This window comes from Rhizobium sp. BK313, assembly GCF_014193655.1.
Classification (GTDB): domain Bacteria; phylum Pseudomonadota; class Alphaproteobacteria; order Rhizobiales; family Rhizobiaceae; genus Rhizobium.
The window spans coordinates 1-12,456 of record NZ_JACHZQ010000017.1; the positions used below are offsets into that span (position 1 = coordinate 1).

Here is a 12,456-nt window from a genome sequence, read left to right on the forward strand (position 1 = left end):
GTTCGCGGCCATGAAAATCTCTCCTGATTGCCAAGCGCCTAAAAACAGCGCCGCACAACCCAGCAAGACCAGCTATCTTCGATAGCGTCCAATACAGAATTGCGTGCCGGTCCTTAGCTTTTCTAAATCGATCGGGGCTGGAGACGGCAATTCCGCGAGCCTTGCGGACGTCAGAGATCGTATCGCAACATCCCGGGCCTCCTCGGCCCGGCTGAGGAATTGCACGGATCGCGATACCGTCAAGCTATCATCACCGTCTTGAATCGGTATTAGACCGAATGTCTGATTGCTTTAGGCTTTGCTATCAACATTCGGATCAGAACAGCCGGAGGAGGGCAGTCATGATCAGTCGCGACGTCGCCGGCGGCTTCCTGATGATGGTCGTCGGGTTCGCCTTTTCCTATTTCGGCTGGGCCTATGATGTCGGCACGTTGAGCCAGATGGGTCCGGGATTCATGCCGGTCGTTCTCGGAGGCGTTTTGGCGCTCCTTGGCCTGTTGATCCTCGTGAATGGCATCGGTGTGTCGGCGATCGCCGGCGACGCGCTGGCTTGGCCGGACTGGCGCGGCCTGGTGGCCGTCATTGTCGGAATGGTCGTCTTCGTCCTGCTCGCATCGCGGGGCGGCCTGATCGTTTCCACCTTCGCCGTGGTCTTCATCTCGGCACTTGGCGATAGGGGCAACCGACTGCGGGAGGTTCTGCTTCTTGCTGCCGGCGTTACGGTCTTCGGCGTAGCCGTCTTCTATTACGGGCTACAGATACGGCTACCCCTGCTGCCGGGCTTCCTGCAACGATGACTGCTCTCTCAGATCTCGGCCAGGGATTCGTCGTCGCTCTGCAGCCCCACAATCTGCTGATGTGTTTCTGCGGCATTCTTCTCGGAAATATTGTTGGGGTCTTGCCCGGCATGGGGGTGATGGCGGCGATCTCGATCCTGCTGCCGCTCACTTTCGGCATGAGCCCGGTGGCGGCAATCTTGATGCTGGCCGGCATCTATTACGGCGCGCAATATGGCGGAGCGATCTGCTCCATCCTGCTCAACCTGCCATGCCATCCGCCGCATGCCGTCACTTGTCTTGACGGTTTTCCGCTGACGCAACAGGGCAAAGGCGGCACCGCGCTTGGGGTGACGATCATCGCATCCTTCGTGGGCGCTTCGTTCGGCATCACGGAGATGGTGTTCCTGGCGCCGATCCTGGTACGCGTCGCCCTCAATTTCGGGCCAGCGGAAATCTGCTCCCTTATGCTGCTCGGCCTGGTCGCCGGGTCGACGCTCGCCAAGGGGTCGCCCCTGAAGGGGATCGCTATGACGACGCTTGGCTTGCTTCTCGGCATGGTCGGAACGGACGTCAACACCGGCATCGCACGGTTCGATTTCGGCCTGCTGCAGCTAGACAACGGTCTCGAAATCGTTGCCATCACGCTCGGTCTGTTTGGCGTCGCCGAGTTCGTCAAGAGCATTAACCGCATGGGGCCCGTCAATACACGGTACACGAATGTCCGCATGCGCGACATGAAGCCGTCTCGCGCGGAACTCAGGCAGGCATTCTTTCCGATGATCCGCGGCACGTTGGTCGGAAGCCTGTGTTCGCTGATCCCAGGCACAGGACCAACGATCGCGTCCTTCGTTTCCTACGCTTTGGAGAAGCGCGTATCGCGGACGCCCGAAAGGTTCGGCCATGGAGCGATCGAGGGGGTCGCCTGTCCGGAGGCATCGACGCATTCCTCTGTCCAGGGCGATTTCATCCCGACCATGAGCCTCGGCATCCCCGGGGACAGCGTCATGGCGCTCCTGCTCGGGGCGCTCATCATGGCTGGGGTCACGCCGGGACCACAGCTTGTGACCGAGCATCCGGATATCTTCTGGGGATTCATCGCCAGCTTCTGGATTGGAAATATCCTGTTGGTGGTATTGAACGTGCCGTTGATCGGCGTCTGGGTGAAGCTGCTGTCGATTCCCTATCGGTTCCTCTATCCCTGCGCGCTTTTTTTCATCTGCGTCGGCGTCTACAGCGCCAATAACGATCTTTTCCAAGTGGGTGAGACGCTTGTCATCGGGCTTGTCGGCTGCCTGTTGCTCTTCCTGGGTTTTCATCCGGCGCCCATTCTGCTGGGATTTGTGCTCGGTCCTCGGTTCGAAGAGAATTTCAGGCGCGCGATGCTGGTGTCCTACAGTGATCCGAAGATATTCCTGAGCCCTATCTGCGCCGTCATACTTGGCCTTTGCGTGTTGATGGTAGGGCTGCAGGTCTTCTTCTGGTTGCGACGCCTCCGAAAAGGCAGACACTTCAGCAAAACGAGCCTGTTCAGCGGTGCCGATAAAGCCTCCCCCGCAGGCCGGCCGGTTGTGGAAGTCGAGCAAGCCGGATGACGGCCCGCTCCATATAAGCTCATCAGGTGCCGGCTCGCCGGCTTCTTCGAATAGTCCGAGAAAACGAAAGGTGTGACATGCCGACTTGGTTCATTACTGGCTGCTCGACCGGCTTTGGCCGGCAGCTTGCCCTCGAGGTTCTTTCCCGCGGGTGGCAGGCCGTCATTACGGCGCGCAACCCGGCCGATATTGTCGACATCGCGGCCACAAATCCGGATCGATGCCTGGCGCTCGCACTCGACGTCACCGACAGGGGGGCCATCAACGGCGTCGTTGCCAAGGCGATCAAGCGGTTCAGGGAGATCGATGTGCTCGTCAACAATGCCGGCTATGGCTATCGCTCCGCAGTGGAGGAGGGCGAAGAAGAGGAAATCCGTAAGGTCTTCGAAACCAATGTGTTCGGCCTCACGTTCGTAACGCAGGCAGTGTTGCCTCATATGCGCGCGCGCCGCCGTGGCCATATCGTCAATCTGTCTTCCATCGCCGGCCGCATGGCGCAGCCGGGGTCTGGTTTCTACGCCGGCACGAAATTCGCCGTCGAGGGCATCTCCGACGCTCTGCGCAAGGAGCTTGAGCCGCTTGGCATCGGCGTGATGCTGGTGGAACCCGGAGGATTTCGCACTGATTTTGCCGGCCGCTCGCTGCGGCAATCGAAGCAACCGATCGCCGATTATGCGACGACCGCCGGCACGCGCCGAAAGGAGAACAGCAATCTCGACGGCAATCAGCCCGGCGATCCCGTTCGCGCCATCAATGCCATCCTTGACGCTCTCGCATCGAAGACCCCGCCTTTCCGCCTGGTGCTGGGGCGCGACGCAAGCCGGCGCCTGAAGGACGAATTGCAAGCGCAGCTTCGAGAGCTGGAGACCTGGACGCAGGTGGCGGTCGACGCGGATTTCCCGACCTGAGCCCATCAAGCCCCGGCGATGACGAAGAGGGCCGGGGAGGCCGGGGCCGCCTCTTCGTCGAAACCATATAAAACAAAAAATGGAGGAGGAGAAGCATGCAGAGATCCGGAATTTGGACTGTCGTTCTGGCAGCCGTGATAGCTTTTGCCGCCACGGGCGTTGAGGCGGAGGTCAATCAATGCAAGCAGATCGCCGCAAAACAGAACATCCACGTAAATTGAGGATCCAATGACCGTTGAATACGAATTGCTCGAAGCCGAACGCGCGCTCTACGATGCTATGGTGAGGAAAGACATCGGCGCGCTTGAAGGCATATTGCACAGCGATCTGATATTCGTGCATTCGACGGCGCTCGTCGAAGACCGTCCGGCTTATCTGGCAAGCGTTGCCGCGAACCGTTACCGATATGAAAGTATCGTGCCACGACCCGGCGGCATAACACGTGCCTACGGCGACTTCGCGCTGATGAGCGCTGAGGTCGACATGAACGCCACGCTGCATGTACAGGTGGTGTTAGGATGGGTGCGTGAGGCGAGCCGGTGGCTGCTTGTCCTTCGACACGCAGCACGAATCCCGTAAGCATCAGCTTACCGTGGCACTGCAGGCGATGGCAGCTCAGGCCGCCGGCGCCGTAGCCTTGACCGTCGGTGATCACCAAGACTCTCTCTGCGCTCACGCGCGCCTTTCAGCTTCGGCAGCCCAATGAGAATGATCGCAGCAATAAGATAGGGAAGCATGAGCCTCTCCGGGGTTTGACGCTTGCCGTAAGCCTTTCATTCTGTATATTCGGGATATGCCAAATATGTCAAACAAACTGCACAAGGACGAGCAGCGGTTCGTAGAGGATGTGGCTCGGCTGCTCGTGCCTTGGGGCGTGCCGCCCATCGCCGCCCGGCTTTATGGCCATCTGCTTCTCCGCTCCCGCCCCGTCAGCCTCGACCAGATCACCGAGGATCTCGGGATTAGCAAGAGCAGCGCAAGCGTGGCGGCGCGTTTGTTGGAGACCTACACGCTTGCGCGTCGACACACCGAGCTTGGAACAAAGCGCGCGCTTTACGCGGTGGCCGACGACTACGAAGCCATGATCCAACAACAGAACCGGCTGCTCGACGCATTGGCCGAGCAGTTGAATGCCGGGGCCGGAATCGTCTCGTCCAAGGAAGTAGACGCACGTCTCGAGGAGATGGCGGAATTCTATCGGGTGATGCGCGGCGCCATGGAAGACGCCATGAGCCGCTGGAAGCGCAGCCGGCGCCCGCGGTAAAGGGTGAATTCCCGCGGCGCGCATGCCGCGCGGAAGAATCGACAGCTTCGACATGAGAGGCAAGACATGGGTCTCGTTCTAAATCTTATCGCCCAGACGATCGTCTGGTACGGCTTCATGGGTGCGATTATCTTTGCCGCTGCCGGCACGATAGATTACAGCGGTGGGTGGCTCTATCTGGGTGTGATGGTTGCGCTCTCAATCGTTTTTGGGACAATCATGATGCGCGTCGATCCCGGGCTGCTGAGAGAACGCCTGAAGCCGCCTGTGCAAAAGGATCAGCCGTTCGCAGACAAGCTGATTATCATCCCAATCCTGCTCCTCATATTTGGAGGAATGGGTTTCATGGCGGCAGATGCGGCGCGCTGGCGCTGGTCATCAATGCCACTTTCCGCCCAGTGGGCAGGCTGCGGCCTCCTTCTGGCAGCAGTTTTGTTCATATATTGGGTCATGCGCGCGAACAGCTTCGCGGCGCCGGTCGTGAAAATACAAAAGGACCGCGGGCAGGCGGTCATCACGACAGGCCCTTATGCCATTGTCCGCCATCCAATGTATTTCGGGGCGCTCTTCTACCTCGCGGGTACCTCGTTCGTGCTTGGATCATGGTGGGGGCTTGTGACGGTCCCCATCCTCGCCCTCCTATTCGGCATCCGGATCGGCATCGAAGAAAAAACGCTGCGCACGGGCCTCGAAGGCTATGACGATTATGCGCGCCACGTACGTTGGCGCCTGATTCCGCTCATCTGGTGACGCGGCTGAAGTAGCGCACATATCCATGGTCGTGGATGAACGAAATTTGGTTTCCATGCGAGTGGTTGGTCCTATCGTCGGATAGCTTTGCGGAAGGCCGATCTCCGCGTCGATTGTAGATTCGCACGGACGTCGCTACCGCTTCGTCGGCCTCGCGGGTTGGGACCGAGCTAGTAGGCTTGACGTCCTGTCCTTAGCGAGGGGAATGGGTCGTCTCCCCGGACCTGATCTAAGACATACGACAGTCCGCAACCTCTTGTAGCCGACCGGCGCGACATCCAACGGAGTCAATTTTTGACGTCGGAAGACAATAGCGATGGCGCGGCAGGCCCGGATTAAATCGCAGGAATTGGTACGATCAGAACATAGCAAGCATGTCCAAACACATTAATTTTCCATAGTGAAAAGCGCGTAGAATATAAACAATGTATAAATTCGAGAAGTAATTTAATAAAACATGTATTAATGTCAGATAAATTGCTTTTATCCTTCACGAAATAGGCGCATTTGAGCTTTGAGAAAGAATATCGCTTGAATACATAAAGGATGAAGTCGTGCCAAACGAAAGAGGACCCTGGGGTTCAGTGCCAAAGCCTTCATTTAAGGCTCCGCAATTCCCATTCGGGCCAACGCGGCTAGTTGTGGGCGGTTTGGCCATCGTGGCCGTCGTAGGTTTGCTGGCACAAAGCTTCTATGTCGTCGAACCAACGGAAATGGCGGGCGTGCGGCGTTTGGGAACAGTGATCACCGACAAGCCCGTGGGGCCAGGTCTGCATTTCAAGCTACCCTTTGTTGATGTCGTCGATACCATCCAGACAAGTCTTGATACCTTCAATCTCAGCGATCTCACCGTCTACACGATCGACAACCAGGCGGTTACCGTCAGCCTCGGGGTCTCCTACAGGATCCCGGCAAATGCCGTATTGAAATTGCTCTACCAGGTTGGCCGCACGGGAAACGTTGATATAACCGAGAACATCAGACCGATACTCTCCGACAGGGTGCTTCGCGTCTTCGCGACCCAGAACACCGTCGGCATCTCCGCCAATCGCGAGCAAATAGCCGCTCAGATCACCAAGAACGTTACCGAGGCGCTTGGCAGCATATTCGGCCTAGAAATTACCGACCTTCAACTCAGCAGCATCACTTACAGTCCAAGCTTCCAGGCCTCTGTCGAAGCCGCCGTCCAAGCCAAAAACGATGCCATTCGCGCGGAGAATACGGTCACGAAAGTCCAATATGAAGGAGAGCAGGCTAAGGTGCAGGCTGCAGCGCAAGCGGCGGTGCGCATCGCACAAGCCAACGGTGACGCCGAAGCGCAGATCGCTCAGGCGCGTGCTCAACGTGAGGCCTCGATCTTGCAGGCTGAAGGCACGGCACAGGCGACCCTGCTGACGGGGGACGCACAAGCGAAGGTCATTCAGCAGGTCGGCGCCGCCGTCGCTTCCAACCCTGGTGTCGTCGCCTATGAGACGGCGCACCGCTGGAACGGGACGATGCCCACGACAATGCTGGGGAGCGGATCGAATCCACTGACGATGCTCAATCTGCCACCCACGGATCAAAGTCGATCCACTGCAGATAACGCCCAAAAATGAGGCAGTGGTGCGTTTGAGGAGGTCAACCTAGCATACGACGTCCTACGTGTTTTACCTCGGCGGCGGACGGCCGTGATGCGGCCGTTGAACTCTTCCGTGGTCATACCAGAGTGCGTTGCGGCAACCGTTGACAAATAATGGCGAGCCCCTGAGGCCTGCAGATCCTGTTCCTCGGCAAGCCGCCGGTCCGTGCGTTGAACGCGCAGGCGCATTTCCGAAGCTCTGAAGACCTATTTCGCAAACCAAGTCGGGACGTTGCGCGGCGAAACCATGATGCAATCCATCTCGCAATAGAGCGCGGCTGCTCAAACGTCCTCTTTGGCGGAGGCAAACACCGTGCTGGCATCGCTGACGATCGAGACGTGCGAATAGGCAGCCTGGCCGGCTCCGGCGGCATCGGCGCGCATGATGGCCGTCACGATGACGTCGTGCTCGTCATAGGACTTAGCAAGGCGGCCTGGAAGGCGGAATTGCGCACGCCGGAAGGGTGCAAGTCGCGCCCGGGTCTGGGTCACCAGATCGTAGATGTGATCATTATGGGCGCCCCGATAAAGACGCGTATGGAATTGGGTATTATGAGTTGCGTATTCTTCCTCTGCGCGGCGATGGACGAGTTGCATCGAGGCGCGATGCTCCGCCTCCAGCGCATGCCGTTCATCGATCGTCATCCGCTGTGCCGAAAGCCGCGCGCAGATCGCCTCCAGTTCCGCCATCGCCTCGAACATCGAGTGCAAGTGACGTTCGTTCACATTGGTGACGACGGCGCTGCGATTGGGCTCGCGGCCGACCAGTCCCATGGCGCAGAGTTGGCCTAGGGCTTCCCGAACTGGCGTGCGCGATACGTCAAACCGGGAGGCAAGCGATATCTCGTCGAGCTTGTCGCCGGGCGACATGACACCGGTGACGATCATATCAGCAATCGCCCGCACCATCTGCTCGACGGTCGTTCCTGCCCGGATGATTTCCTTGCGCCTGACTTGTTTCACGGACTCAATCTGCATGTCGTCTATGTGTATACAGATGCATTGTGGACGCCGGAAAGTCAAATAGGCCGAAATAGCTGAGAGTCGACTGGTAAACCGCGGTTGCGACACACCTCCCTTTTGCCCGCCACGCATTTTAGTCACATTTTTAATCACCGCTCATTTTTTGACCTTTCGCATCCATAATCTGCATACACTTTTGACAACGCTGCCCGCAGATCAAAAATAAAATGATTATTTTCAATAAGTTAAAATTTGGCACGGTCATTGCATACACTTTACCGCACACCAATTTAACCGGCCGACCGCCCCAGGGAGCACCGCGATGACCAAACTCCTCTCCATGAACCGCCGAAATTTCCTCCAGACCTCCGCAGCCGGCGCCCTTGTCGGCCTCGCTCCCGGGCTTCTGGCGTCTCGCGCCGCCGCCCAGACGGCGCTGACCGTCGGCTTCATCTATGTCGGCCCCAAGGACGATTACGGCTACAACCAGTCGCATGCGGAAGGTGCCGCGGTCGTCAAGGCGATGTCGGGAATGACCGTCGTTGAAGAAGAGAACGTCCCCGAGACCGTAGACGTCCAGAAGACCATGGAGTCGATGATCAATCTTGACGGCGCTACGCTCGTCTTCCCGACGTCCTTCGGCTACTTCGAACCCCATATGCTGGCGATGGCTGCCAAATATCCGAACATCCAGTTCCGCCATTGCGGCGGCCTCTGGCAGAAGGACAAGAACCCGACGAATACCGGGTCGTACTTCGGCTATATCTTCCAGGGCCAATATCTGAACGGCATCACAGCCGGCTATGCGACCAAGAGCAAGAAGATCGGTTTCGTCGCCGCCAAGCCCATTCCGCAGGTCCTGCAGAATATCAATGCCTTCCTGCTTGGCGCCCGTTCGGTCGATCCGGCGATTACCTGCCAGGTGATCTTCACCGGCGAATGGTCGCTTGCCGTGAAAGAAGCAGAAGCCACCAACGCACTCGTCGATCAGGGTGCCGACGTCATCACCTGCCACGTGGATAGCCCGAAGGTCGTTGTCCAGACGGCCGCCGGTCGCGGCGCGTTCGTTTGCGGCTACCATGCCAACCAGAGCCCGCTTGCTCCGGAAAAATATCTGACTGGCGCCGAATGGGCGTGGGGCAACGTCTACAGCAATTTCATCAAGGAGGCGCAGGCAGGGCAGCCATTGCCGAACTTCGTTCGCGGTGGCCTGAAGGACGGCTTCGTGAAAATGAGCGCGCTCGGCACCGGCGTCTCCGATGAGTCCCGCAAGACGTTCGAGGCCACCAAGGCCGAGATGATGGCTGGCGGCTTCTCGGTCTTCAAGGGACCGCTGAAGGACAACAAGGGCAAGCAGGTCATCGACGGCGGCAAGGCTTATGCCGAGGACGCGATCGAACTCGAAAGCATGGATTATCTGGTCGAGGGCGTTGTTGGATCGACCGCCTGATCCTTATGAGGAGGAAGCGCCATGACGGTTGAAGTCGACGATCCGGCAATCTCTATTGCCTCCGCCGGGCAGGTATCGTTGCGTCCAGTCCTTGAATGGCTGGCGCGGCGCGCCGAGCCGGTGGCAATCACGCTTGTCGGCATTCTGGCCGGCCTGGCGCTCTTCTCCCTCTTTATCGTGGCGGTCGGCAAATCGCCGGCCGTGCTCTACCAGCTGATGTATACCGGTGGCTTCGGCAGCTGGTTCTCGATCCAGAACAGTCTCAGCCGCGCCTCGCCGCTGCTTTTGACGGCGCTTTGCGTCGCACTTCCGGCCCGCCTGGGGCTTGTCATCATCGGAGGAGAAGGCGCAGTCGTGCTGGGCGGCGTTGCCGCCGCCGCAATTGCCTTGCCCCTGGTTGGAACTGTTCCGGTCTTCGTCGTCCTCATCTTGATGGCTGTCGCTGCCATGGTCGTCGGCGGCATCTGGATCGGGCTGGCTGGTTTTCTGCGCCATTATCGCGGCGTCAACGAGACCATCTCCTCGCTGCTGCTGGCCTATATCGCCATCGCCCTGATGAACCAGTTCGTCGAGGGGCCGCTGCGCGATCCCGCAAGCCTGAACAAACCTTCGACGAAGCCGCTTCCGCCCGAATACATGATGGGCAACATTCCCGGCATGGATGTCCACTGGGGCCTCGTCATCGGCATCGTTGCTTGCGTCATTTCCTGGATCCTGATCGAGATGACCAGCTACGGATTTGCCGCCCGCATCGCTGGCGGCAACGTCCGCGCCGCACAGATCCAAGGTCTGCCGGTCGGCAAGCTGATCGGCGGGCTTAGCGCCATCGCCGGCAGCTTTGCGGGGCTGGCAGGTATGATCGAGGTTGCAGCGGTGCAGGGCAGCGCCAATGCTTCGCTCGCCGCCGGCTACGGCTATACCGGCATCCTTGTTGCCTTCCTTGCGCGGCACAATCCGCTCGCGATCATACCCGTCGCCTTCTTTCTCGGCGGCATCGACGCTGCCGGCGGCCTGATCCAGCGACGCATGGGTCTGCCCGACGCAACCGTCCTGGTGCTCGAAGGCACGCTCTTCGTCGTGATCCTGTTTTGCGAAACCTTCTATGGCCGCTTCAGAATCTTCAATCCCGATCTCTGGAAAAGACCTGCCCTTTCGAAAGGGGGAGCATGATGGAAGACGCTGCTATCGGCATATGGGGCGTACCGCTTGCCATTCTCGCAGGCGCAATTCGTGTCTCCACCCCTTTCATCTTCGTGAGCCTCGGAGAAACCATTACCGAGCGCTCCGGTCGCATCAATCTCGGTCTCGAGGGCACGCTGGTCTTCGGTGCGATGACAGCCTACGCCATTGCGGACATGACTGGTTCCCCTTGGCTCGGGGTGCTGGCCGCCATGGCGACAGGCGCGGTGTTCGGCAGCGTCCATGGATGGATCTGCAAATGGCCGAAGGTCAATGATATCGCGATCGGCATCGCCATGATGCAGTTCGGCCTCGGCCTCGCCTTCTTCCTCGGCAAGCCCTTCATCCAGCCTGTTGCTCCGCACCTTCCGTCAATCCCGTTCGGCTTCTGGTCCAGTCTTGCGCCCGTTCGGGCGGCACTCGATATCAACGTTCTGTTCCTGGTCGGCATTGCACTGGCCTTTTTGCTCTGGTGGGCGTTTCGCAACACCCGGATCGGCCTCGTTCTGAGGGTCGTCGGCGACAGTACGGACGCGGCGCGCGCCATGGGCATTCATCCCGACCGGGTCCGACTGATCGCAACAGCGGTCGGCGGCTCGCTCGCAGCCGTCGGTGGCGCCTATCTGTCACTCTATTATCCCGGCTCCTGGAACGAACGCATATCCTCCGGACAGGGCTTGATGGCGGTCGCACTCGTCATCTTCGCACGCTGGAACCCGATCGGCTGCTTCCTCGCAGCTCTGCTTTTCGGCGGCGCAGGCGCCCTCGGCCCGGCCCTGCAATCGGTGGGCGTCACCGAGGGCTACTATCTCTTTTACGCGGCGCCTTACGTGCTCACGCTGGCGATCCTGATTGCCACGTCCTCGCCGACGCGCTCGCTTGCTGGCGCGCCGAGCGCGCTCTCGCTAACGAAATAGAAAGGGCGAAGCCATGAACGGTCTTGGCGGATTGAACAAATCGGAGCACGGCGTCGGCATCGGCCTCGTCCAGTTGCAGCTTCCAGTCACAGTCACAAAGGCAGACCTTGCGAAACACACCCAGGTCATCGTCGAGCTGGTCGGCAAGGCTCGCCGCAGTCAGCCGGGCATGGATCTGGTCGTCTTTCCCGAATATGCGCTGCATGGCCTGTCGATGGACATCAATCCAGAGATCATGTGCACCCTCGACGGCCCGGAAGTCGCCGCCTTCAAACAAGCCTGCCGGGAGAACCGCATCTGGGGCTGCTTCTCGATCATGGAACTCAACCCCGGTGGCATGCCCTATAATTCCGGCATCGTCATTGACGATCAGGGCGAGCTGAAGCTCTATTACCGCAAGATGCACCCCTGGGTGCCGGTTGAACCCTGGGAGCCGGGCAATCTCGGCATTCCCGTGATCGACGGCCCGAAGGGCGCGAAGCTGGCGCTGATCATCTGCCATGACGGCATGTTTCCAGAGATGGCCCGCGAATGCGCCTACAAAGGCGCCGAGATCATGATCCGTACCGCGGGCTACACCGCTCCGATCCGCGAGAGCTGGCGTTTCACCAACCAGTCGAACGCCTTTTGCAATCTGATGGTGACCGCCAATGTCTGCATGTGCGGATCGGACGGCACATTCGACAGCATGGGCGAAGGCATGATCTGCAATTTCGACGGATCGATCATCGCCCACGGCATGTCGGGCCGCGTCAACGAGATCATAACCGCAGAGGTGCGCCCCGATCTGGTGCGCGAGGCTCGCCTCGGCTGGGGCGTCGAGAACAATATCTACCAGTTCGCCCATCGCGGCTATGTCGCGGTCTCGGGCGGGGCCGGCGATGCGCCCTATACCTACATGCATGACCTGATCGCTGGGCAGTACCGCTTGCCGTGGGAAGACAAGGTGAAGGTCACCGACGGGACCTCTTGCGGCTTTGGAAAGCCGCAGCGCCGCTATGGCGAAACATTCAAGCTTGCTGGCGAATAGGAG

13 protein-coding genes are annotated in these 12,456 nt (G+C 59.3%); 11 read left to right on the forward strand and 2 right to left on the reverse strand.

Features of this window, described 5'->3' with window-relative positions:
• Positions 1 to 341: 341 nt before the first annotated feature.
• The 3 genes from FHT86_RS37240 (at position 342) to FHT86_RS37250 (ending at position 3,279) form a co-directional block, all read left to right on the forward strand.
• Complete coding sequence (locus FHT86_RS37240) at positions 342 to 797, forward strand: tripartite tricarboxylate transporter TctB family protein (protein WP_133704794.1); 456 nt, start codon at positions 342 to 344, stop codon at positions 795 to 797.
• Positions 794 to 2,371: a tripartite tricarboxylate transporter permease gene (locus FHT86_RS37245; RefSeq protein ID WP_133704793.1), complete on the forward strand. Its 1,578-nt coding sequence runs from the start codon at positions 794 to 796 to the stop codon at positions 2,369 to 2,371. Before FHT86_RS37240 ends, FHT86_RS37245 begins: the two co-directional genes overlap by 4 nt.
• A 77-nt stretch (positions 2,372 to 2,448) precedes the next feature.
• Positions 2,449 to 3,279 (forward strand): oxidoreductase, encoded by an 831-nt coding sequence (locus FHT86_RS37250; RefSeq protein ID WP_133704792.1) that lies wholly within the window; start codon positions 2,449 to 2,451, stop codon positions 3,277 to 3,279.
• Positions 3,280 to 3,284: 5 nt separating this feature from the next.
• On the opposite strand, the gene FHT86_RS37255 is transcribed toward FHT86_RS37250, so the two are convergent.
• On the reverse strand, positions 3,285 to 3,491 hold the full coding sequence (locus tag FHT86_RS37255) for a hypothetical protein (RefSeq protein WP_133704791.1): 207 nt from the start codon (positions 3,489 to 3,491) through the stop codon (positions 3,285 to 3,287).
• Between the two features lie 16 nt (positions 3,492 to 3,507).
• Between FHT86_RS37255 and FHT86_RS37260 the strand changes: the two genes are divergently transcribed.
• The 4 genes from FHT86_RS37260 to FHT86_RS37275 all read left to right on the forward strand — a co-directional run bounded on the left by FHT86_RS37260 (position 3,508) and on the right by FHT86_RS37275 (position 6,891).
• Positions 3,508 to 3,858 (forward strand): nuclear transport factor 2 family protein, encoded by a 351-nt coding sequence (locus FHT86_RS37260; protein ID WP_133704790.1) that lies wholly within the window; start codon positions 3,508 to 3,510, stop codon positions 3,856 to 3,858.
• Positions 3,859 to 4,081: 223 nt separating this feature from the next.
• Positions 4,082 to 4,543, forward strand: coding sequence for a GbsR/MarR family transcriptional regulator (locus tag FHT86_RS37265; protein WP_166656699.1), 462 nt, complete (start codon positions 4,082 to 4,084; stop codon positions 4,541 to 4,543).
• A 117-nt stretch (positions 4,544 to 4,660) separates the two neighbouring features.
• Positions 4,661 to 5,293 (forward strand): isoprenylcysteine carboxylmethyltransferase family protein, encoded by a 633-nt coding sequence (locus FHT86_RS37270; RefSeq protein ID WP_246779848.1) that lies wholly within the window; start codon positions 4,661 to 4,663, stop codon positions 5,291 to 5,293.
• A 659-nt stretch (positions 5,294 to 5,952) separates the two neighbouring features.
• Positions 5,953 to 6,891: an SPFH domain-containing protein gene (locus FHT86_RS37275; protein WP_133704788.1), complete on the forward strand. Its 939-nt coding sequence runs from the start codon at positions 5,953 to 5,955 to the stop codon at positions 6,889 to 6,891.
• Between the two features lie 305 nt (positions 6,892 to 7,196).
• Here FHT86_RS37275 and FHT86_RS37280 read toward each other — a convergent pair whose 3' ends face one another.
• The gene (locus FHT86_RS37280; protein ID WP_133704787.1) at positions 7,197 to 7,877 is read right to left on the reverse strand and encodes a GntR family transcriptional regulator; all 681 of its coding nucleotides are present in this window, start codon (positions 7,875 to 7,877) and stop codon (positions 7,197 to 7,199) included.
• Between the two features lie 322 nt (positions 7,878 to 8,199).
• Here FHT86_RS37280 and FHT86_RS37285 point away from each other — a divergent pair, with 322 nt between their 5' ends.
• Genes FHT86_RS37285 through FHT86_RS37300 form a run of 4 tightly spaced genes read left to right on the forward strand, consistent with a single transcriptional unit; the run spans position 8,200 to position 12,453 of the window.
• Positions 8,200 to 9,327 carry a BMP family ABC transporter substrate-binding protein gene (locus tag FHT86_RS37285; RefSeq protein WP_133704786.1) on the forward strand — a complete coding sequence of 376 codons (1,128 nt, stop codon included), beginning with the start codon at positions 8,200 to 8,202 and terminating at the stop codon, positions 9,325 to 9,327.
• Between the two features lie 21 nt (positions 9,328 to 9,348).
• A complete protein-coding gene (locus FHT86_RS37290; protein WP_133704785.1) occupies positions 9,349 to 10,497 on the forward strand; it encodes an ABC transporter permease in 1,149 nt (382 codons plus the stop codon).
• The gene (locus tag FHT86_RS37295) at positions 10,497 to 11,423 is read left to right on the forward strand and encodes an ABC transporter permease (protein WP_133704784.1); all 927 of its coding nucleotides are present in this window, start codon (positions 10,497 to 10,499) and stop codon (positions 11,421 to 11,423) included. The genes FHT86_RS37290 and FHT86_RS37295 overlap by 1 nt, the downstream gene beginning before the upstream one ends.
• A gap of 13 nt (positions 11,424 to 11,436) precedes the next feature.
• Entirely contained in the window at positions 11,437 to 12,453 is a 1,017-nt protein-coding gene (locus tag FHT86_RS37300; RefSeq protein WP_133704783.1) for a formamidase, read from the forward strand.
• Positions 12,454 to 12,456 lie beyond the last annotated feature (3 nt).